The sequence below is a fragment of the Pseudomonas sp. C7.1 genome (assembly GCF_056312395.1).
Genome location: NZ_JBWDTL010000003.1, coordinates 1,358,423 through 1,378,717 on the forward strand (window position 1 = coordinate 1,358,423; position 20,295 = coordinate 1,378,717).

The following is a 20,295-nucleotide window of genomic DNA, read 5'->3' on the forward strand; positions in this document are numbered from 1 at the left end:
CAGGCGCGCCCAACGCAACCTCACATGCCGTTGGCAAATGCCGGGTTGCTCATGTCGATACTGGTGCGTACCGCAAGCAGAGCGTGCGCGTACTTGGCCAGAATATCCAGCGCGTAATCGATGCGCGCATGCAGGCGCTGATCGTCTTCGCTGCTTGGCGATGGCGTGTTCAGCACCTTCTCGACGCTGCGCACAATCAGGTGTTCGGGCAGGTAGCAGAGACGGCAGTTCTTGTAGCTGGAAGCGCGTAATTCGCTGATCGGATAAGCCCCGCCAACCCCGGACGATACCCCCACCAGCAACCCTGGCTTGTGCGCCAGTTCGGCCTTGCTGGCGTAGATAAAGAAGTTCTTGATTGCCGGGCAGGCCATGCCATTCCACTCCGGAGAGATGATCACCACGGCATTGGCGGCCGCCAGCTGTTTGCTGTACAGCCCCCAGGGGCCGGTGTCGTCGGCGGGCCAGAGCGGCAGCGGGGCGAGGCCCAGGTCAATGACATGACTCTGCGCATCATCAGTATGCCCCAACTGAATCAGACGCTGGCGCAAGAAGCGGGCGACCTTGCCCGATTGGCTGTTACTGCGGCTGGAACCGGCCACCAGAGCGATATTGAGCATCGTGCACCTCGTTATTTGAGAAGTCAGAAATGAAAAACGCAGGCTAACGATTGCTAGCCTGCGTCACAAGGAAACAGCCGCCAGAGTGGCGGTCCGATGGTGCCATGCCCGGCGTTTAGACGCGGAACTGGTCCATCAGACTCTGCTGGTGGTTGGCCAGTTTGTTCAGACCTTGGCTGATTTTCGCCGACTCATCGGCCTGGGCAGAAATCGACTCGGTAACATCGCGGATCGAGGCCACGTTGCGGTTGATCTCTTCGGCCACCGAGCTTTGTTCTTCGGCGGCGCTGGCGATTTGTAGATTCATGTCGGTAATCACGCTGACTGCCTGGCTGATGCGTTGCAGCACGGCCACCGCCTGTTCCACCTGCTCGACGCTGCCTTGCGCCTGGCGATGGCTGCTGTGCATGGTACTGACCACTTCCTTGGTGCCACTTTGCAGCCCTTCGATCACCTGGCGGATTTCCTCCACCGAGTCCTGGGTGCGCTTGGCCAGGTTGCGTACTTCATCGGCGACAACGGCAAAACCGCGCCCGGCTTCCCCTGCGCGGGCGGCCTCAATCGCGGCGTTAAGGGCCAGCAGGTTGGTCTGTTCGGCGATTGAGCGGATTACTTCGAGTACCGAGCCGATCTTCTCACTGCTGTTGGCCAGGCCTTCGACTTCCTGCATGGCCACGTTCATTTCATTGGCTAGCAGTTCGATGGTTGAGGTGGTCTTGCCAATCACGCTTATACCTTCGCGACTGGCATGGTCGGCTGTGCGCGCCGCTTCTGCGGCTTGGGCTGCGTTGTGTGCAACATCTTGCGCAGTGGCGCTCATTTCCTGGAACGCGGTAGCCACCTGATCGACTTCGCGGAACTGCTGCTGCATGCCATCGCTGGTCTGGCTGGCGATCATCGCGGACTGGTCGGCGGTGCTGCGGGCGTCCTGTACGCTGAGTTTTACGTCAGCGATGATCGGCTGCAGCTTGTCGAGGAAACGGTTGAACCAGCTGGCCAACTCGCCCAGCTCATCCTTCTTGGCGTATTCCAGGCGGCGAGTCAGATCGCCTTCACCGCTGGCGATATTCTTCAGCATTGCCGCAACACCGAGAATCGGCCGGGTCACGCCCAACGCCGTCAACCAGATAAGCAGAATACCCACCACCCCGGCAGCCAGGCCCAGGCCCAGAGAGATCACGGTATCGCGGGTGCCCACTTCATCCATTTGCGCTTCTAGACGGGTAGCCGGCTCCAGCAGGACTTTTTCCGGTACTTCCATCAACACGCCCCAGGGCTGGGATTCAGGGATCGGCAGCAACGGTTGCAGCACCTGCAGCGCATCTTCGTGGTGCAGAACCTCCGGACGATTGCTGGCCACCATGCGGATCATTTCTTGGTGCTGATCGGCGAATGCTTTTTCCAGCTTGCCGCCCAGCAGGCTGCTGTCACGGCTATGCCCGGCGAGCAAACCCGCAGGGCTGATGATGCTGACATGCCCGGCGCCGTCGAACAGGCCCTGGTGTGCGCTGGTGCTGAGTTCCTGCAGGCTGGCCAGGCTGATATCCACGCCTAGCACACCAATAACCTTGTCGCCCTGAATCAAGGGGAAAGCGATGCTGGTCATCAGGGTTTTCACCCCGTCAGCCTCGTCGATATAAGGGTCGAGCAGGCACACCTTTTTTTGCTGCAGGGGGCAGCTGTACCAGGCGTTATAGGGCGCGCCGCTGATACCTGGGGTGGTGTCATTCAAGTTTTCTTCCGTCATGGCCTCGGAGCTGAGTTCGCCGTCGTCGCCTTGCGACCAATAGATCGAAAAACGGCCCTTGTCGTTACTGCCCAGGTTTTCTAGATCAGTAAACAGCTCGTCCTTGCCATCCAAAGCATTGGGCTCGAACGCCACGTAAATACCCAGCAAGCTGCGGTTGGCTTCCAGCGCGCTGCGCACCTGACGGGTCAGGTCTTCGCGTAGGTCGAAAGCATCGAGAAAGCGCTTTTCCGCCTGCTCGCGGATAAACAGCACCTGGGTGGCTGCGCCGCGCCCGTATTGGTAGGCGTCCATAAAGTAACGCTGCATCTGCAGGGCCTGAGACTCGCCGCGTGCCGACATACGTAGTTGCGCGGACTCTTGCAGCATTGCCGTACTGGCCTGCTTGACCAGTACCGCGCTGCGTGATGCCTGGATAACCGAGGCAGACACCAGCACGGCAACAATGGCCAGCAAGCACAGGCCTGCCAGCAGGGTGATCTTCAACTGGATGGAGAGTCGGCTGAACAGCATTTTCAGAACCTTTTTATGGCAGAGGCTTAGGGCGCCTATCGGCGCTTAGGCGCTTTTCTTTAAGTTTCACGTTAATTAAAGCAGAGTTAATTGCAGGCCAGCAGCGCCTTGGAAATGGCAGGGTAATCGAAATTAGCAACGCCTTGTACAGAATAGTTTACGGGTGTTTTGACAGGTCAGTCAGCATTGTGCAGAGTACGCGCCCTTCGCCGAGCCGGCGCAGCATCCAGAGAAGGTCGAAACCTTCGCGGACCTACTTAAATGGCGGGAGTAAATCGATGAACGCAGTCGTTGCGGCAGTGGGGATCATGCTGATTCTCAGTTTGTGCCGTGTGCATGTGGTGGTAGCCCTGATCGTCGGCGCCCTGGCTGGCGGTCTGCTTGGCGGCCTGGGTATTGAAGGCTCGTTGGCAGCCTTCAATAAAGGGTTGGGCGGCGGCGCTACGGTGGCACTGTCGTACGCCTTGCTGGGTGCCTTTGCGGTGGCGATTGCCAAGTCTGGCTTGGCCCATGCCTTGGCTGACAAAGCGCTGGCCATGGTTGGCAAGCAGGATGCCAAAGGCGCCGGTCTGCTCAAGTGGCTGCTGATTGCGCTGCTGTTAGCGGTGGCGATTTCCTCGCAGAACATCCTGCCGATTCATATCGCCTTTATCCCGCTGCTGGTGCCGCCGCTGCTGTATGTATTGAGCAAGCTACAGCTCGACCGCCGTCTTATTGCCTGCGTGCTGACCTTCGGCTTGATTACCCCTTACATGTTTCTACCGGTGGGTTTTGGCGGGATTTTCCTCAATGACATTCTGTTGGCCAATGTCGCCAGGGGCGGCGTCGATACCAACGGCCTTGATGTGACCAAGGCCATGGCAATTCCTGCGTTGGGCATGTTGTTCGGCTTGCTGGTGGCGGTGTTGTTCAGCTACCGCAAAAAGCGCGTGTATGACCTGAGCAAGATTGAGCAGGTCGAGCGTGTGGATGTTGCCTACAACCCGCTAAGCCTGCTGGTGGCAGGCGTGGCGATTGTCGCAGCGTTTGTTGTGCAGCTGTGGCTGGATTCGATGATCATCGGCGCCCTGGTCGGGTTTATCATCTTCTCGGTATCTGGCGTTGTGCGCTGGAAAGAAGCCGACGGCCTGTTTACTGAAGGCATGAAGATGATGGCGATGATCGGTTTCATCATGATCGCCGCCGCCGGTTTTGCCGAGGTGATGAAAGCCACCGGCGAGGTGAAAAACCTGGTCGACAGTTCCGCCGCACTGATTGGCCACGACAAGGCCCTCGGTGCGCTGCTGATGCTGCTGGTCGGCCTATTGGTGACCATGGGCATCGGTTCATCGTTCTCCACGGTGCCGATTATCGCGGCGATCTTCGTGCCGCTGGGGCTGCAGCTGGGTTTTAGCCCGCTGGCCATCCTGTGCATCGTCGGCACTGCAGGTGCGCTGGGCGATGCCGGTTCGCCAGCTTCCGATTCGACCCTCGGCCCAACCGCAGGGCTCAACGCCGACGGCCAACACAACCATATCTGGGACAGCGTGGTGCCGACCTTCCTGCACTACAACCTGCCGTTGCTGGTATTCGGTTGGGCAGCAGCTATGGTGATTTGACCGGGGCATTGCTCGTCTGCAGCGCGACAGCGCCAGACGGCTCAACCTTTCAGCGGGGCTACCGATAAACCGGTAGCCCCGTTTTTATTCCGCTGTACTGCTTATCAAGGACCTGTCCGATGCGTCTTACATTGAAATCAAAAGTCGTGCTGCTGGCACTGATTCCGGTGGTGCTATTTGCCCTGGTGCTCAGTGGTGCCGCTGCCAAGGTGCTGCAAAACCTGGCGGCCGAGGAGGTCAGCGAAACTCGCGAGCGCCTGCTGCAGGAAAGCCGCAACGAGCTGCAGCATTACGTGCAGATCGCCCTGGGTTCGGTGCAAACCCTGTATGACGGCGCCGCGCAAGGCGATATGGCCAGCCGAGAGCAGGCCATCGCCGTTCTCTCGAAAATCAAGTTTGGCAAGGACGGTTACTTCTTCGCTCACGACTCCAATGTGGTGCGTCTGTTCCGGGGCGACAGCCCGGTGGATGTGGGCAAAAGCTTGGCCGACCGACGCGACCCGAATGGCGTATACATCAATCGTGAGCTGGTAAGTGTTGCCAAGAACAACAGCTACTACGTTAATTACAGCTCGCCACTGCCGACCAATGATTCGGTGCTGGTGCCAAAAATGGCCTACAGCTACTACCTGCCGAAATGGGACATGGCCCTGGGCACAGTGATCAACCTTGACGGCGTCGAGGCGCAGATCGCGCAGGTGCAGGTGGAAATCGATGAGCGCATCGGCACCATCATTACCAGCATCATGGTGATTGCCGCCGTGCTGCTGGTGGTCTTCGGCATTGTTGGTGTGGTGCTGAGCAATACTTTCCTGCGGCCGTTGCAGCAGATCAAGGACAACCTCGACGACATCGCCGCTGGTGAAGGCGACCTGACCCGCCGCCTGCCGATCAACGGCGACGATGAGCTTGGACAGCTGGCCGGCTCGTTCAATCGCTTTGTCGAGAAGATCCACGGCCTGGTACGGCAGATCGTTGACATGACGGGTCAGCTCACCGAACTGGTCAGCCAGGTATCGTCCCAGGCGCAGCGTTCCGAGGAGGCCATGGAGCGTCAGCGCCATGAAACCGATCAGGTGGCGACTGCCATCAATGAAATGTCCGCAGCTGCCCATGAAGTCGCGCAAAGCGCCCAGGGCGCAGCAGAAGCGGCGCAGAAGACCGACACCGAAGGCCAGGCGGCGAAAAAGGTGGTCGATGGCAGTATCGAGCGCATCCACACCTTGGTGCAGGATATCCGCGACAGCGGCGTGTCCCTCGATAGCCTACAGAAAGACGTGACGTCGATTGTCAGTGTGCTTGATGTGATTCGCTCCATCGCCGAACAAACCAACCTGCTGGCCCTCAACGCCGCCATTGAAGCTGCGCGCGCAGGTGAAGCGGGGCGTGGCTTTGCCGTGGTCGCCGATGAGGTGAGGGCGCTGGCCAGTCGCACGCAGCAGAGCACCCAGGAAATTCAGGGCATGATCGACCGCCTGCAGAAGGGTACTGAGGATGCTGTGACCGCGATGCGCCGCTCCAGCGATGCCGGTGATGTCACCAGCGAGCAGGCCAATCGTGCCGGCACGTCGCTGGATGCCATCGCGCAGCTGATCGGCACCATCAACGCGATGAACGCGCAGATCGCCAGCGCCGCCGAAGAGCAAACTGCTGTGGCCGAAGAGATCAACCGCAGCGTGCACAAGATTGCCGTGGCGGTCGACAGCGTGGCCGACGAAACCCAACAGGGCGCACAGACCGCACGCAACCTGGCTGGGTTGGGCGATCGACTGGGCGCTCTGGTGCGCCAGTTCCGCATCTAGCAGCTGCTGCTGCGGCATATAAGCTGCGGCATAAAAAGGGAAGCCAGGCTTCCCTTTTTATTGTTCTAGGCATGAGTCCGTAGCAGCGGCCCATGGCCGCGATAATCGTTTCGCGGGCATGGCCCGCTCCTACAGAAATAACGCGGCGGCAGATAACCGCAATAGCTTAAAACCTGACGAGCTATATCCAATAAATATGTAGCCCTGTGGTTAGTGGGAGTTTCTTGGACTAGCGTGCATAAATCGCCACGTCAGCCTGTTTTAGGAACCATGGCGACACGTTTGGGTACGCGCAGTTACTGCTGCTTCGGCGCGGTGTATGAGCAGTCTCCAGTAGGTGATGGGCTTTTTTGGGTGACAACTGGAGGGGATTCGTACAACGGCTCGGGTATGTGGACCCATCGATAACAACAAGATGAGGGACTCACCATGTCTGTAGCGATAGCACTTCGGCGCTGTGCCGCGCCGCTGATAGTTTCGGCCCTGGCCATGCCAGTGCAGGCCGAGCAGGGCGATTACAACTTCTGGCAAACCCTGAGCAACCTGGTAGTGGCACCGGCTGCGGATAACAAGGTCACTCCGGCGCAACGCCTCGGGCCATATCCGCTGCTGGCCAACCCGGGCGGTTTCAACAGCGGCTTCAAACCAGCCAATTACTACGCCTGGCAAACCGTGCAGATGGCTCCGCAAACCGGTGCGGTGTGCGGTAACGGCTCGCCTTACAAATTCTTCGTTAACCGCGTACCCAATACCCGCAACACCATCATCTACCTGGAGGGTGGCGGGGCCTGCTGGGACTACGCCAGTTGTACTGGTCAGAGCGGTATTCGTGGCGCACGTAACCCCGATGGCATTCCCAATGACTACATGAGCCTGCTCAATCCGGGGGCCAGTCTAGTCAGCCCGTTTGTGGTACGCCTGCATCCCTGGACGCGAGTGAAGACCCAGAACTGGAATATGGTCTATGTGCCGTATTGCACCGGCGACATTTATTCAGGTGACAAGGTTGCGGTCTATGAAGATCCGCAGAACCAGCAAGCGCCGCTGATCTGGCACCACAACGGCTTGCGCAATATGCGTGCGGTGGTGGGCTGGCTGAAAGACAACCTGCCGCGACCCACACAAATGCTCACCACCGGGTGCAGCGCCGGAGGTGCCGGCAGCCTGACCAACTACGCGCCAACCCGGCAGGACATAGCGCCGACGCGCAGCTTCTTGATCAATGATTCCGGTCCGGTGTTCTCGGCCATCAGCAGTGGTGGTAACGGGGCTTACCCGTCCTTGCCGCTGCAGGGTTTTATCCGCACTGCTTGGGGCTTGGACGCCGGGCCGCTGCCGTACCTGCAGGCGCGTTTACCAGGGCTTAACCTGAACAATCTGGGCACTATTTACCCGGCGCTGTCGAGTAACCTGGCGGGTGACCGCATGGGCCATACGCATTTCTGGAAGGACCTGAATTACTCGTCCTATTCCTATGAGCGCTTCTATCCGGAGATTATCAATGCACCAAACCAGGCCGCCAAGGAGGCGCTAATCCACGCTAAATGGGAGGTGGATACCGGCAGGCTGCGTAACGAGCTGGCCAACCTGCCGAATGTCGGCGGTTACTTCCCGCAGTACCGCGCGGTTAATGAAAGCCACTGCACGAGCATCATCGAGTTTGCCAACGCGGATATTCAGGAGCAGAACCTGCAACTGGATGACTTCGTTAATAACGTGATGAATGGCAGCGGCCCGGTACTGGATGCTTCTGAGCAGAGCGACACCGCCGACCGCAACAAACCCTTTAACCTGCTGTATTACGCGCTCGACCAACTGCTGTAGCGCCAGCCCCCGGCCTGAGCAGCCTGCTCAGGTCGGGTTATTGATAGTGCTGTTCGCGTGCCTGTTGCAGGCGTTGGCGCAGGTACTCATCACGGCTCAAACCATCGGGGAAGCTGTCCATGCTCAGGACTTCCTCGACGATGCGTTTCTCATCGGTCTTGTAACGACGAAACTCGGCGCTTGGTGTCGCGGCCTTGGCTTCGCGTTCGGCACTGATCGCCTTGTAGTGGGCGATCAGTGCGGCGGCTTGGTCTTTCTGCGCGTGTTCATCGTCAGTGGTGAGCTGAATCAGGCCCAGTTGCAGTAACAGGGACTCACTCATGGCCAATTCGCTGCGCTGCTCGTAGGTTTCGATTTGCTCGCGCAAGGCTTGTGCCTGGCTCTCACGTTGTGCCGGCGTTAGCTCGGCGGCGCCGCTGACAAAACTGCGGTAGGCCTGATGGAACGCTAGGCGTTGTTCCTGGTTTTTCACGGCGGGGTTTTGCAGCAGTTCCTGTAGCTGCGCCTCTGTGGGCATCGGCGTTGAAGGGTTGTCATCAATAATCACGCTTGCTGGGCTATCGGCCTGACTGGCCATCGCTACTACTTGCGGCTCGTTGTGCAAGCGCCAGTACAGCGTGCCGAACACCGCAACCAGCACCAGCCCGCCGCCGATTAAAAGAGGTTTTCCCTGCACCGCGATCTCCTGAATGACGCCGCACAGTGCGGCGTTTTCAGCTTAGTCGAGTCTGCAGTCAGCGCTTCTTACTGACCCAGGCCCACAGCATTTCACACTGGATTGGCTGGATGCCGGCTTCATCGGTCACGGTTACGGCAACCAGTACTTCACCTTTTTCCTGGGTGTGGATGACTTGAATCTGCTCGGGTGTCAGGCTGGCTACGGCGCGTAGGCTGCCAGTGGCGCGCTTAAGGTAGTCGACCTTGAGGCTTTTGATCAGCGGCAGCTTGTCGTCCGGGACGTTCATGCCGACCAGAAAGCCCGTGGCGGATTCAGCCAGCAGCGCCATGGCGGCGGCGTGCACCCCTTTGATGTGGTTTTGCACTTTGCGCTTGTTAGCGATGCTCATCACCGCCTGCTGTTGGGTCAGCGTATGCACGCGCACCTTGGCGGTGCCGGCGAACTTCACTTGGGAGCCAAACAGCAGCGACAGAGCGGGGCTTTGCAGGGCGCTGGGCAGTTGCTGTATTTTGCCGACAATACGGCTCAAGCGGTTGCTGGACATGCTGATGCTCTTTGCGCAAAGGGAAGGGCATGAGTCTGTCACAGCGAAATGTGACCGGCCAGGGCTGGCCGGTCACGTTATTGCCCGTCGGTTAGAGCAACCGACGGCCGTCTTCGCGGGTGATGATCACCGTAGCCGAGCGCGGACGCTGACCAGAACCATCGGGCCAGGTACTGAGCAGATTGGTAGACGTTGAGCCTTCACCCGGATGTTGAATGTTGACGAACAGGGTGCGGAAGTCCGGGGTCGCGGTAATACCGGTAACCTCGGCGCCGACAGGCCCGACTAGAAAGCGCTTCAGTTCACCGGTGCGCGGCTCGGCAACCAGCATCTGGTTATTGCCGAACGGGCCGCTGTTAAGTTGACTGCCGCTCATATCGGTCTGAATCCACAGGCGGCCTTCTTCGTCGAACCACAGCCCGTCGGGGCTTGCCAGGCGGTTATCGGCAGTCAGCGGTTTGCCATTCGGGCCGACGCTATCGGTCTCAGGCCCAGCCAACATAAACAGGCTCCAGACAAACTGCCGGCCGGCGTAATCCTTGCTCAATTCGCGCCAGCGGATGATATGGCCGAACGCGTTGGCTGGGCGCGGATTGGCGGCATCGGTGCTGGTCCGAGCCCTGTTGTTGGTGAGGGTGAAATACACTTCGCCGTTATCCGGGTTGACTGCGCCCCATTCCGGCCGGTCCATCTTGGTTGCGCCGGCCACATCAGCGGCCAGGCGAGTATTGATCAACACTTCACCCTGGTCGGCAAAACTCACTGCGGCGGCCTTACAGGCCTTCTGGAACTTCTTGTCGTTAATATCCAGCGCCAGCCATTCACCCTTGCCGCTGGCATCGAAACGCGCGACATACAGCGTGCCTTCATCGAGTAAACGGCCATTGCTGCGCCCAGGGCAGTACTTGCCGCGGCTGACGTATTTGTAGATGTACTCGTTCTGCGAATCATCGCCGGAGTAGCACACCACTGGGCGACCCGATTTCACTGGGGCGAACACCAGGCCTTCATGGGCGAAGCGGCCGAGTGCCGTGCGTTTGACGGGGACGGATTCCGGCGCGAACGGGTCGATTTCGACAATCCAGCCAAAGTGGTTTGGCTCGTTGCGGTAGTCTGCGCTGGCGGTGGTGGTGATGCGCGTGGCATCGAAGCGCTCGAACTCATCCCCCCTGAGGTGATCCCAACCGTAGCGGCTACTGCTGCGCAAGCCATAGCGGCTCAGCTCGCGCGGCAAGTCACTATCGCGGCTGGCAAAGTAGCCGGCCCAGTTTTCTTCGCAGGTCAGGTAGGTGCCCCACGGAGTAAAACCGTGGGCGCAATTGTTCAGGGTGCCGCGAGTGGCGGTGCCTTTTGGGCTGTAACGGGTTTTCAGCAGCACATGGCCGCGCGCCGGGCCGCTGATGTGCATAAGCGTGGCCCCGGTAATCCGGCGGTTTCTAGCGCTGGGCAATACCGCCCATTCGCCATTCAGGTCGCGGCGTACTTCCACCACTGAAACGCCGTGGGCGTTGATTTCCTTGCGTACTTCTTCGGCGCTGTTGCGTTTGCCAGCCACCAGCGTCGGGCCGTTGGGGTGCAGCAGCGGCGCATCGACGTATTCGTGGTTGAGCACCAGCAAGCCGTGATCGCTTTTCTTGCCGCCGCGCTGGGCGTCAATCGGAAAGAAATGCATGCCGTCATGGTGCATGCCCAGTTGCTCGGCTTGGTCCTGAGCGCTGTTGCTGGCGTCATTCAGGTAGGCTGGGTAGCTGCCGGTGATGGGTGTGCCCCAGGGGATAAAGGTCGTGGCGCGGTAACCGGCCGGTACGCTGATGCCATCAAGGCGACTGGTGGCGACTGCAGTGAACGGCAGTTTGCTGCGCGGCCTAAAGCGCAGTTTTTCCAGGCCGTTGCCGGCGGGCTCTGCCGCAACCGCAGTGCCAGGCAGAGCGCTGCCGAGAAACGTCAGGGTGCCAAACGCGGCGCCTGCGGCCAATACCTGCCGGCGGCTAATGCAATCAATCAGTTGATTGATATGCGGGTTATTGGACGCATTGCTGGGCAATTCATCGCCATTGCCGAACAGCACGGGTTGGTCATTAGCGAGGCTCATGCAGGCTCCTTGGATTAATCGACGGGTGCCTGACGCTATCCAATGAAATTGACGTAATCATGACAGCGGCTGTGCGAACGCGCACAAAACCGGGAGAAGGGCGAATCGCGGGTAAAAAAATGGCCGGGAGCCATTTTTAACGTCGCACAGCGACGGCCAGAAGGGTGGCCGCCATGGATGGCAGGCCATAAAAAAATCCCAGCATTTCTGCTGGGATTTTCTTAACACCCTCAACCTTGATCGTGGCCTCGGTTGAGTGAGCCGGTTCTTAGCTGAACTGGTTCATGGTGTTATCTTTGCCGCCGGCTTTCAGGGCCGCTTCACCAGCGAAGTACTCTTTGTGAGCGTCGCCGATGTCGGAACCGGACATGTTCTGGTGCTTAACGCAGGCGATACCTTGACGGATCTCCTGACGCTGAACGCCTTTCACGTAGGCCAGCATGCCTTGCTCTGCGAAGTAACCTTTGGCCAGATTGTCGGTGGACAGCGCGGCGGTGTGGTAAGTCGGCAGAGTGATCAGGTGGTGGAAGATACCAGCCTGAGCAGAACCGTCACGTTGGAAGGTGCGGATTTTCTCGTCAGCAACCTGAGCCAGCTCGGTTTCGTCGTAGTCGACGCTCATCAGCTTGGTACGGTCGTAGGCGGAAACGTCCTTGCCTTCAGCAACAAAGGCATCGAATACCTGCTGACGGAAGTTCAGGGTCCAGTTGAACGATGGGCTGTTGTTGTAAACCAGCTTGGCGTTCGGGATGGTTTTACGGATTTCGTTAACCATTTCTGCGATCTGGCCGACGTGTGGCTTCTCGGTTTCGATCCACAGCATGTCAGCGCCGTTCTGCAGCGAGGTGATGCTGTCCAGTACGCAGCGCGCTTCACCGGTGCCAGCACGGAACTGGAACAGGTTGGACGGCAGACGCTTAGGACGCAGCAGCTTGCCTTCGCGGTTCAGAACCACGTCGCCGTTCTTCAGGTCGGCTGGGGAAACTTCTTCGCAATCGAGGAATGAGTTGTACTGGTCGCCCAGGTCACCCGGCTCGTTGGTCACCGCGATCTGCTTGGTCAGGCCAGCACCCAGGGAGTCGGTACGTGCAACGATTACGCCGTTGTCGATGCCAAGTTCCAGGAATGCGTAGCGAACAGCGTTGATCTTGGCCAGGAAGTCGGCGTGAGGAACGGTTACTTTACCGTCCTGGTGGCCGCACTGCTTCTCGTCGGAAACCTGGTTCTCGATCTGGATGCAGCAAGCACCCGCTTCGATCATCTTCTTGGCCAGCAGGTAGGTGGCTTCCGGGTTACCGAAGCCAGCGTCGATGTCGGCGATGATTGGTACTACGTGAGTTTCGTAGTTGTCGATCTGGTTCTGCAGGTCAGCGGCTTTGGCGTTGTCGCCAGCAGCGCGGGCAGCGTCCAGAGCGGTGAACAGCAGGTCCAGCTCACGGGCGTCAGCCTGGCGCAGGAAGGTGTACAGCTCTTCGATCAGGCCGGAAACCGAGGTTTTCTCGTGCATGGACTGATCCGGCAGCGGACCGAAATCCGAACGCAGAGCAGCAACCATCCAGCCGGACAGGTAGAGGTAGCGCTTGTTGGTGGTCTTCAGGTGCTTCTTGATCGAAATCAGCTTCTGCTGACCGATGAAACCATGCCAGCAGCCCAGGGACTGGGTGTAGACGGAGGAGTCAGCATCGTACTCAGCCATGTCTTTGCGCATGATGTCGGCAGTGTACTGAGCGATTTCAAGGCCGGTTTTGAAGCGGTTCTGGGCGCGCATGCGGGCCACAGACTCAGGGTCGATAGCGCTCCAGCTGCTGCCAGCAGCGGCTTTAAGGGCGGCAACGGCTTTGATGTCGTTTTGATAAGCTGACATGGTCAATCCTTCAAAGTATGTGTTTGGTTGAGCACCGACTTCCCCACTGAGCACCAATGCTTGAACAGCAATGTTGCTGGAGGTTGTTGTAGCCAACTGCAGAACGTCGAGACATCGACTTGAGACGGAATTGATCCGGGGGAGGGTGACGAGCTAAACAGTTCGCGGGCTTCAGCTGTTGCAAATGACAGGGCCATTTAGCGTTTACCGACAAAGATGCCGTTAGACGTACTCAACGTGCTGTGCGTGATGCGTGCTGTTGCTAAACGCTTCCCCGTCCCTCAGGACAACTTCGTTCCAGTCGCAATCTCATCGAACGGCCTTGTGGGCTTTACAACGCAAATCGGCTCGGACGGTAAGTTGGAGCGCGATTCGGAGGGCCTTTCAGCACCTCTGATTAGCGGGAGCGGGGCCATCATGCCTCTGCAAAAAGTGTTCGTCAATTATTTTGTAGTGCTTTTCGCATGACTACTACATAAATCCAGAAGCGACCGACAAGTCAGCTTTTGCCGCTCTATCCGGCGGCTTGCACCTTGTCTTGTCTGCCTCGCCTACGTTTTTCAACGGCCTATTAGTTCATTACATCAACTTTGACGCGCATGCTCATGTCTTCGCGGCCCTGGGTCGAGCGGTGTTGCATAAAGTCGCCTTGCTCCCCCTGGCTCTGCTCGCTGACGCCGCCGATGCTGATCCATTCGCCCAGCCGCCCGCTGACTCGCGTATCGGTGCTTTGCACATCAATGGCGCCGGGTTGTGACTGGCTGAGGCGGTCACGGTTGCTGCTGATGTTGATATGTACCCGCTCGCCACTGAGACTGGCAGTCACGTAGAAGCCACGGGTGACGTTGCGGTACTGGGTGTTGCTGTACGGCTGGCCGTAGGCATCGCGCCCGCGCGTGGTCAGCGGCACGCTTTGGCCGACCTGAATCAGTGCGGGATAACCCTCAGTGGCCTGCACTTGTTGAGTACCGCCGCTGCGGCTGTCGGTGCTGCGGCGGATGATACGCACCTGGTCGCGGCCATTGATTTCGCCCTGGCCGATCTGCACCTCGGCATCGCCGGCGCTGATTGTGCCATCGGCGCGGTAGCCGCGATCGGACTGAAAGCCCGATTCATTGGTGTCGACGCTGATCAGCAGGCGCCGTGGTTCGGTGTCGAGTTGCTGCAGCAGGGCGCGCACCTCGGCAATCTTCGCCGGCTCGGCATTGACGATCAGCTGGTTGCCATAGGCGTTGACCTTGCCTTCATGGCCGAGCACCGATTGCACCACGCTGAGTACCTCATCTGCCGTGCGGAAATTCAGCGGAATCACTTCGGTAGCGGCGCTGAGGGACAGGCTACAAGCAAACAGCGTGGCGGCGAGCAGGGCACGAACCTTCATAGCAGAAAACTCCGTAAGTCAGCGTCGGTGATGCTGGTGTCCCAGGCTTGATCAAACTGTGCGCGGCGTTGGCGATTGCGGCCGGGATCTTGGTACAGGGCATAGCCGCTGGCCTGGCCAATTTCCGGCAAGAGCAGCAAGCCGCGATCATCGGCCAACAGAAACGCCAGTTCCTCATTAGGGTAGTCCGGGTGCAGCTTGCGGATCTGCAGGTTGGATGACAGCCGGCGCGAAAGACTGAGCAGACGGTGGCCTTCCTTGACCGCACGGCTGGGGTCGCGCAGCAGAATGCGCAGTTGATTGCGCGGGCTGGCCAAGAGAAAACGGGTGCAGGCGTCCTGCACACTGCTGTGGTGATAGAGCCAGGGCTCCAGGTCGTGGCTGTAGATGTACAGGCTGCGCTGCGCTTGTTGCAGCAACGCCAGTGCATGGGCGCGAGCCTGTTCGGGCTGGCTGAAGCGTTCCAGCGTTGCATGTGCACCGAGGATAAAGGGTGCAGGCTCTGCGCGCGGGCTATCTGGGCTGGGGCTGCCTGGGTTGTGCACAGCAAAACGCCCCGGTGACTGAAACTCGATGGCGGGAAGCTCTAGGGGCTCCAGCGGCTCGGCGGGGTCACTCGGGGCGTTTTCGTCGTTCATCTTGGCCTCTAGGCGCTATGGCGTACCATGTCCACGTGGGGGATGCCCGCGTCCAGGTATTCCCCGCTGACGATGGCAAACCCGAGCTTTTCATAGAAGGCAGTGGCGTGCACCTGGGCGCTGAGCATTTGTTGCGTCAGGCCGCGTTTTTCCGCTTCCGCTACCACCGCTTGAATCAGTGCCACACCCACGTTCAGGCCGCGCCAGTCCTTGAGTACCGATACCCGGCCGATATGGCCGTCGGGCAACAGTCGTGCGGTGCCGATCGGGTAGTCGCCTTCCAGGGCGAGAAAATGCACAGCATCAGCGTCTTCGGCATCCCATTCGAGCTCTGGCGGCACCGCTTGTTCCGCGATAAACACGGTTTCGCGAATGCGCCGCAGGTCAGCGTTGTCCTTCTGCCAGTCGGCCAGACGAACGTGTATCTCACTCATCAGCAAACTCCAGGCTGCCTTGTTTGACCAGTTCAACCAACAGGTTACGCCCTTCGTCATCGGCAAGCCACGCGCCGAGGTTTTCGATATGCAGGGCATCAGCGGAGCAGACCAACTTCAGCAGTTCACGCAGGCTGGCCGAAAGCAGACGGCTCTGACCGCTGGCGAACAGCACCAGATCGTCGCCGACTTCCGACCAGGCCATACGGGCGCTGGGGTTGCGGATCAGGATCGCGCCATTTTCGAGGCCTGCGAGGAAGCCTTCTTCGTCGATCTCAATTCCGGCAATCAGCTCTGGATACTTGGGTTCGGTCATAAACTGGCCGAACCAGGTCATCAGCAGGCGCTCATCGCTCATGTGTTCGGTGAGCAGGGCCTTGAGGCGATCCAGGGCGTCGCGCTGGATCTGCGTCGGGTCGTTGGTCGGCTCGGCGCCTGCGTCGCTGTAGCGCTCTTCGTCAGGCAGGAACTGGCCGAGAAAATCGGTGAAATGGGTCAGGACTTCAGCAGCGCTTGGCGCCCGGAAGCCTACGGAATACGTCATACAGTCATCCTCAGCGGTACCACAGTGGGCCAGGAGCGGCGGCAGGTAGAGCATGTCGCCGGGTTCCAGAACCCATTCTTCAGTTTTAACGAATTCGGCAAGGATCTTCAGATCCGCGTGTTGCAGCGTCGGGCTGTCGGTAGTGCACTGCTGGCCAACCTGCCAGCGGCGTTTGCCGTAACCCTGCAGCAGAAACACATCGTAGTTGTCGTAATGCGGGCCTACGCCGCCACCGGGCACGGCGAAACTGACCATTACGTCATCAATACGCCACTTGGGCAGAAACTTGAATTCTTCCAGCAGTTCGGCCACTTCCGGGACGAACTGATCGACCGCTTGCACCAGCAGGGTCCAGTCGCGTTCGGGCAGCTCGCTAAAGGCGTCTTCGGCAAACGGGCCGCGGCGCAGTTCCCAGGGATGAGCGCCATGCTCGATCACCAGGCGCGATTCGATTTCTTCTTCCAGCGCCAGGCCGGCCAACTCGTCCGGGGAAATCGGGCTCTCGAAACCGGGGATGGCCTGGCGTACCAGCAAAGGTTTTTTCTGCCAGTAGTCACGCATGAACTCACGCGCAGTAAGGCCACCCAGCAGTTGTAGCGGAGTATCAGGATTCATCGCTAAGCCCTTGAAATAAATAAAAACCTGGAAAATAAAACGCCCGGCATAGCCGGGCGTCAGAGGGCTACTGCCGTTTAGATGCGCTTGGCCTGAGCAACCGCGTTGCCGATGTAGCTGGCCGGGGTCAGAAGTTTCAGCTCGGCCTTGGCCTCTGCGGGCATGTCCAGACCATCGATAAAGGTCTGCAGCGCTTCGGGGCTGATGCCCTTACCGCGAGTCAGTTCCTTGAGTTTCTCGTAGGGGTTCTCGATGGCGTAGCGGCGCATCACGGTCTGGATCGGCTCCGCGAGGACTTCCCAGCAGGCATCCAAGTCATCAGCAATACGTTGAGTATTAAGCTCTAACTTACTGATTCCCTTGAGGCTGGCCTCGTAAGCGATAACGCTGTGGGCGAAGCCAACACCGAGGTTGCGCAGCACGGTGGAGTCAGTCAGGTCGCGCTGCCAGCGCGAGATCGGCAGTTTGCTGGCCAGGTGCTGGAACAGTGCGTTGGCGATCCCCAGATTGCCTTCGGAATTCTCGAAGTCGATTGGGTTGACCTTATGCGGCATGGTCGAGGAGCCGATTTCGCCCGCGATGGTGCGCTGCTTAAAATAACCCAGGGAGATATAGCCCCAGATATCACGATCGAAGTCGATCAGGATGGTGTTGAAGCGGGCGATGGCGTCGAACAGCTCGGCGATGTAGTCGTGCGGCTCGATCTGCGTGGTGTAGGGGTTGAACTGCAGGCCCAGGTCACCTTCGATGAACTGCTTGGCGTTGGCTTCCCAGTCGATCTGCGGGTAAGCCGACAGGTGGGCATTGTAGTTGCCCACGGCGCCGTTGATCTTGCCCAGCAATGGCACGGCGGTCACTTGTGCAATCTGCCGCTCCAGGCGGTAAACCACGTTGGCCAGCTCCTTACCCAGAGTGGTCGGCGATGCAGGCTGACCGTGGGTGCGCGAAAGCATTGGCACGTCGGCGAATTTGATCGCCAGCTCGCGTATGGCTTCGGCTGTCTGGCGCATCAGCGGCAGCAGCACGTCGTCACGGCCGGCGCGCAGCATCAGGGCGTGGGACAGGTTGTTGATGTCCTCGCTGGTGCAGGCAAAGTGGATAAATTCGCTGACCTTGTCCAGCTCCGGCAGCTTGGCAGCTTGTTCCTTGAGCAGGTACTCCACGGCTTTGACGTCGTGGTTGGTGGTGCGCTCGATTTCCTTGACGCGCTCGGCGTGCTCGACGGCGAAGTTATCGGCCAGCTCATTGAGCACGGCATTGGCTTCAGCGGAGAAGGGCGCGACTTCGGCAACACCGTCATGGGCGGCCAGGCGCTGCAACCAGCGCACCTCAACCAGTACGCGGAAACGGATCAGGCCGTATTCGCTGAAAATCGGGCGCAGGGCGCTGGTTTTGCCGGCATAGCGGCCATCAACGGGGGAAACCGCAGTGAGCGAGGAAAGCTGCATGAGCGAGGAAGGCTGCATATGAGGGCGTTCTCGGACAGTCGGGCATTGAAAAGGGCACGTATCATACATGAAATCGACGGCTTGATCGCCGTGGACGGTGACCGTTGAGCTGCCTTTGCTGGGCGCAATCGACAGCGCAGCCAGCAGCTCAGGTGCAAAAGGCGCTAAGAGCGGGTGTGCCTGCGCTCAAGCGCGCAACAGTGGGTAAAGCGCTTTAAGCAGCTTGCTGCGGCTGAACACCATCTGCCAGCGATGGCCGCCCAGTTGCCGCCACAGACGCGCGGAACGAATACCGGTGAGCAGCAGAGCGCGAATCTTCGCGGCATTGTTGGTCTGTTGCAGGTGGCGCATGTCGCCTTGCACCTGAATGCGCTGGCGGAAGGTGCTGATGGTGTCCTGATACAGGCTGGCGCAGTTGGCTATGACGTTTTCATGGGTCGGACCGAAGTGCTCGACCTGTTGCTGCACCTGGTCGAGGCGGCTGCCCATGACTTGCAGCATATCGCCACGCTTATCCAGCTGACGCTCCAGTGCCAACAAGGCCAGGGCATAACGCAGCGGATCACGCTGCAGGCTGGCCGGGTCGCGCTCCAGGGCACTGACCAGGGCGCGGTAACCGTCACGCAGGTTGAGGTCATCGCCGCCGTAAACGTCCAGTGTGTCTTTCGGGTCGCGTACCAGCAGGCTGTTAATCATGCAGGCCACGGCCGGCTCGCTGACCTGGCCGGTGTGCGCCAGTTTGTCGACCAGCACTGCCGATTCAAATACCGCGCCGAGGGCGATCAATTGTTCGCGGATTGGATTCACGCTTGCTGCTCCCGCGCAGTCCAGGGCTCGGCGGTTTCAATCACGCCGCCACCCAGGCAGATTTCTCCGTCGTAGAACACCACGGACTGTCCAGGGGTCACGGCGCGCTGCGGCTCGTTGAATACGGCGCGGTAGCCACTGGCGGTTTTCTCCAGCGTGCAGGCCTGATCGCTCTGGCGATAACGCACCTTGGCGGTCAGCTCGCGTGGCGTGCTCAGGTCAATCGGGTTGACCCAGTAAATGTCAGAGGCGAGCAGGGCGCGGCTGAACAGCCAGGGGTGTTCATTGCCTTGGCCAACCACCAGCACATTGCGCGTCAGGTCCTTGTGCAGGACGTACCAGGGCTCGTCACTGGCGTCTTTTAAACCGCCAATGCCCAAGCCCTGACGTTGGCCTATGGTGTGGTACATCAAGCCGTGATGGCGGCCGATCACGTCGCCATCTGTGGTCTCGATATTGCCCGGCTGGGCCGGCAGGTACTGCTTGAGAAAATCACTGAAGCGCCGCTCGCCAATAAAGCAGATGCCGGTGGAGTCTTTCTTCTTCGCTGTTGCCAGTGCGTATTTCTCGGCGATGGCGCGTACCGCCGGCTTTTCCAGCTCGCCAACCGGGAACAGGGTTTTGGCGATCTGCTCGCCGCCCACCGCATGCAGGAAGTAGCTCTGGTCCTTGTTGGGGTCGAGGCCCTTGAGCAGCTCAGTGCGCCCATCGACATCACGGCGGCGCACGTAGTGGCCGGTGGCGATCAGGTCGGCGCCGAGCATCAGGGCGTAGTCGAGGAAGGCTTTGAATTTGATCTCGCGGTTACACAGGATGTCCGGGTTTGGCGTGCGTCCGGCTTTGTATTCGGCGAGGAAGTGCTCGAACACGTTGTCCCAGTATTCGGCGGCAAAGTTGGCGGTGTGCAGTTTGATGCCGATTTTGTCGCACACGGCCTGGGCGTCGGCCAGGTCGTCCATGGCGGTGCAGTATTCGGTGCCGTCGTCTTCGTCCCAGTTCTTCATAAACAGGCCTTCGACCTGATAGCCCTGTTCAAGCAGGAGTAGGGCGGAAACGGAGGAGTCGACGCCGCCGGACATGCCGACGATTACGCGCTGAGTAGTTGGATCTGGCATGGGGATACTGGGCACGGGCTTAAAAAGAGGGCG

16 protein-coding genes and 2 pseudogenes are annotated in these 20,295 nt (G+C 59.4%); 4 read left to right on the plus strand and 14 right to left on the minus strand.

The window, feature by feature from the left end:
- Nucleotides 1–20: 20 nt before the first annotated feature.
- The 3 genes and pseudogenes from AC0T4W_RS09685 to AC0T4W_RS09695 all read right to left on the minus strand — a co-directional run.
- Nucleotides 21–617, minus strand: a complete 597-nt coding sequence (locus tag AC0T4W_RS09685) for an NADPH-dependent FMN reductase (RefSeq protein WP_476318798.1) — start codon at nt 615–617, stop codon at nt 21–23.
- A gap of 115 nt (nt 618–732) precedes the next feature.
- Nucleotides 733–1,515, minus strand: coding sequence for a methyl-accepting chemotaxis protein (locus AC0T4W_RS09690; RefSeq protein ID WP_476323554.1), 783 nt, complete (start codon nt 1,513–1,515; stop codon nt 733–735).
- A 75-nt stretch (nt 1,516–1,590) separates the two neighbouring features.
- Nucleotides 1,591–2,877, minus strand: a pseudogene (locus AC0T4W_RS09695) (PDC sensor domain-containing protein); the annotation flags it as partial.
- 278 nt (nt 2,878–3,155) lie between these two features.
- On the opposite strand from AC0T4W_RS09695, the gene AC0T4W_RS09700 reads away from it, so the two are divergent.
- From AC0T4W_RS09700 to AC0T4W_RS09715, 4 genes and pseudogenes are all read left to right on the plus strand, one after another.
- A complete protein-coding gene (locus AC0T4W_RS09700; protein ID WP_476318799.1) occupies nt 3,156–4,475 on the plus strand; it encodes a Na+/H+ antiporter family protein in 1,320 nt (439 codons plus the stop codon).
- A gap of 119 nt (nt 4,476–4,594) precedes the next feature.
- Nucleotides 4,595–5,371 (plus strand): annotated as a pseudogene (locus AC0T4W_RS09705) (cache domain-containing protein); the annotation flags it as partial.
- A gap of 201 nt (nt 5,372–5,572) precedes the next feature.
- Nucleotides 5,573–6,277 (plus strand): methyl-accepting chemotaxis protein, encoded by a 705-nt coding sequence (locus tag AC0T4W_RS09710; protein ID WP_476323557.1) that lies wholly within the window; start codon nt 5,573–5,575, stop codon nt 6,275–6,277.
- A gap of 429 nt (nt 6,278–6,706) precedes the next feature.
- On the plus strand, nt 6,707–8,101 hold the full coding sequence (locus AC0T4W_RS09715) for a pectin acetylesterase-family hydrolase (protein ID WP_476318800.1): 1,395 nt from the start codon (nt 6,707–6,709) through the stop codon (nt 8,099–8,101).
- 37 nt (nt 8,102–8,138) lie between these two features.
- On the opposite strand, the gene AC0T4W_RS09720 is transcribed toward AC0T4W_RS09715, so the two are convergent.
- The 11 genes from AC0T4W_RS09720 to mnmA form a co-directional block, all read right to left on the minus strand.
- Nucleotides 8,139–8,777: a hypothetical protein gene (locus AC0T4W_RS09720; protein ID WP_476318801.1), complete on the minus strand. Its 639-nt coding sequence runs from the start codon at nt 8,775–8,777 to the stop codon at nt 8,139–8,141.
- A gap of 58 nt (nt 8,778–8,835) precedes the next feature.
- Nucleotides 8,836–9,324, minus strand: coding sequence for a DUF4442 domain-containing protein (locus AC0T4W_RS09725; protein WP_476318802.1), 489 nt, complete (start codon nt 9,322–9,324; stop codon nt 8,836–8,838).
- Between the two features lie 91 nt (nt 9,325–9,415).
- Nucleotides 9,416–11,416 (minus strand): PhoX family protein, encoded by a 2,001-nt coding sequence (locus tag AC0T4W_RS09730; RefSeq protein WP_476318803.1) that lies wholly within the window; start codon nt 11,414–11,416, stop codon nt 9,416–9,418.
- Nucleotides 11,417–11,684: 268 nt separating this feature from the next.
- Nucleotides 11,685–13,280 carry an isocitrate lyase gene (locus AC0T4W_RS09735; protein WP_430695809.1) on the minus strand — a complete coding sequence of 532 codons (1,596 nt, stop codon included), beginning with the start codon at nt 13,278–13,280 and terminating at the stop codon, nt 11,685–11,687.
- 571 nt (nt 13,281–13,851) lie between these two features.
- Nucleotides 13,852–14,661: a secretin N-terminal domain-containing protein gene (locus AC0T4W_RS09740; protein WP_476318804.1), complete on the minus strand. Its 810-nt coding sequence runs from the start codon at nt 14,659–14,661 to the stop codon at nt 13,852–13,854.
- Complete coding sequence (locus AC0T4W_RS09745; protein WP_476318805.1) at nt 14,658–15,299, minus strand: DUF7931 domain-containing protein; 642 nt, start codon at nt 15,297–15,299, stop codon at nt 14,658–14,660. The genes AC0T4W_RS09740 and AC0T4W_RS09745 overlap by 4 nt, the downstream gene beginning before the upstream one ends.
- 8 nt (nt 15,300–15,307) lie before the next feature.
- On the minus strand, nt 15,308–15,733 hold the full coding sequence (locus AC0T4W_RS09750) for a GNAT family N-acetyltransferase (protein ID WP_476318806.1): 426 nt from the start codon (nt 15,731–15,733) through the stop codon (nt 15,308–15,310).
- Nucleotides 15,726–16,892 (minus strand): ribosomal protein uL16 3-hydroxylase, encoded by a 1,167-nt coding sequence (locus AC0T4W_RS09755; protein WP_476318807.1) that lies wholly within the window; start codon nt 16,890–16,892, stop codon nt 15,726–15,728. The genes AC0T4W_RS09750 and AC0T4W_RS09755 overlap by 8 nt, the downstream gene beginning before the upstream one ends.
- A 77-nt stretch (nt 16,893–16,969) precedes the next feature.
- Nucleotides 16,970–18,340 carry an adenylosuccinate lyase gene (purB, locus tag AC0T4W_RS09760; RefSeq protein WP_476323560.1) on the minus strand — a complete coding sequence of 457 codons (1,371 nt, stop codon included), beginning with the start codon at nt 18,338–18,340 and terminating at the stop codon, nt 16,970–16,972.
- A 186-nt stretch (nt 18,341–18,526) separates the two neighbouring features.
- Nucleotides 18,527–19,147 carry a high frequency lysogenization protein HflD gene (gene hflD / locus AC0T4W_RS09765; protein ID WP_476318808.1) on the minus strand — a complete coding sequence of 207 codons (621 nt, stop codon included), beginning with the start codon at nt 19,145–19,147 and terminating at the stop codon, nt 18,527–18,529.
- Entirely contained in the window at nt 19,144–20,262 is a 1,119-nt protein-coding gene (mnmA, locus tag AC0T4W_RS09770) for a tRNA 2-thiouridine(34) synthase MnmA (protein ID WP_476318809.1), read from the minus strand. The genes hflD and mnmA overlap by 4 nt, the downstream gene beginning before the upstream one ends.
- Nucleotides 20,263–20,295: the final 33 nt, after the last annotated feature.

What these genes read in the sequence shown, in the direction of transcription:
- AC0T4W_RS09685 (WP_476318798.1), bottom strand. Translation starts at nt 617, where the DNA reads ATGCTCAATATCGCTCTGGTGGCCGGTTCCAGCCGCAGTAACAGCCAA.
- AC0T4W_RS09690 (WP_476323554.1), bottom strand. Translation starts at nt 1,515, where the DNA reads ATGATCGCCAGCCAGACCAGCGATGGCATGCAGCAGCAGTTCCGCGAA.
- AC0T4W_RS09700 (WP_476318799.1), top strand. Translation starts at nt 3,156, where the DNA reads ATGAACGCAGTCGTTGCGGCAGTGGGGATCATGCTGATTCTCAGTTTG.
- AC0T4W_RS09710 (WP_476323557.1), top strand. Translation starts at nt 5,573, where the DNA reads ATGTCCGCAGCTGCCCATGAAGTCGCGCAAAGCGCCCAGGGCGCAGCA.
- AC0T4W_RS09715 (WP_476318800.1), top strand. Translation starts at nt 6,707, where the DNA reads ATGTCTGTAGCGATAGCACTTCGGCGCTGTGCCGCGCCGCTGATAGTT.
- AC0T4W_RS09725 (WP_476318802.1), bottom strand. Translation starts at nt 9,324, where the DNA reads ATGTCCAGCAACCGCTTGAGCCGTATTGTCGGCAAAATACAGCAACTG.
- AC0T4W_RS09730 (WP_476318803.1), bottom strand. Translation starts at nt 11,416, where the DNA reads ATGAGCCTCGCTAATGACCAACCCGTGCTGTTCGGCAATGGCGATGAA.
- AC0T4W_RS09735 (WP_430695809.1), bottom strand. Translation starts at nt 13,280, where the DNA reads ATGTCAGCTTATCAAAACGACATCAAAGCCGTTGCCGCCCTTAAAGCC.
- AC0T4W_RS09740 (WP_476318804.1), bottom strand. Translation starts at nt 14,661, where the DNA reads ATGAAGGTTCGTGCCCTGCTCGCCGCCACGCTGTTTGCTTGTAGCCTG.
- AC0T4W_RS09745 (WP_476318805.1), bottom strand. Translation starts at nt 15,299, where the DNA reads ATGAACGACGAAAACGCCCCGAGTGACCCCGCCGAGCCGCTGGAGCCC.
- AC0T4W_RS09750 (WP_476318806.1), bottom strand. Translation starts at nt 15,733, where the DNA reads ATGAGTGAGATACACGTTCGTCTGGCCGACTGGCAGAAGGACAACGCT.
- AC0T4W_RS09755 (WP_476318807.1), bottom strand. Translation starts at nt 16,892, where the DNA reads ATGAATCCTGATACTCCGCTACAACTGCTGGGTGGCCTTACTGCGCGT.
- purB (WP_476323560.1), bottom strand. Translation starts at nt 18,340, where the DNA reads ATGCAGCTTTCCTCGCTCACTGCGGTTTCCCCCGTTGATGGCCGCTAT.
- mnmA (WP_476318809.1), bottom strand. Translation starts at nt 20,262, where the DNA reads ATGCCAGATCCAACTACTCAGCGCGTAATCGTCGGCATGTCCGGCGGC.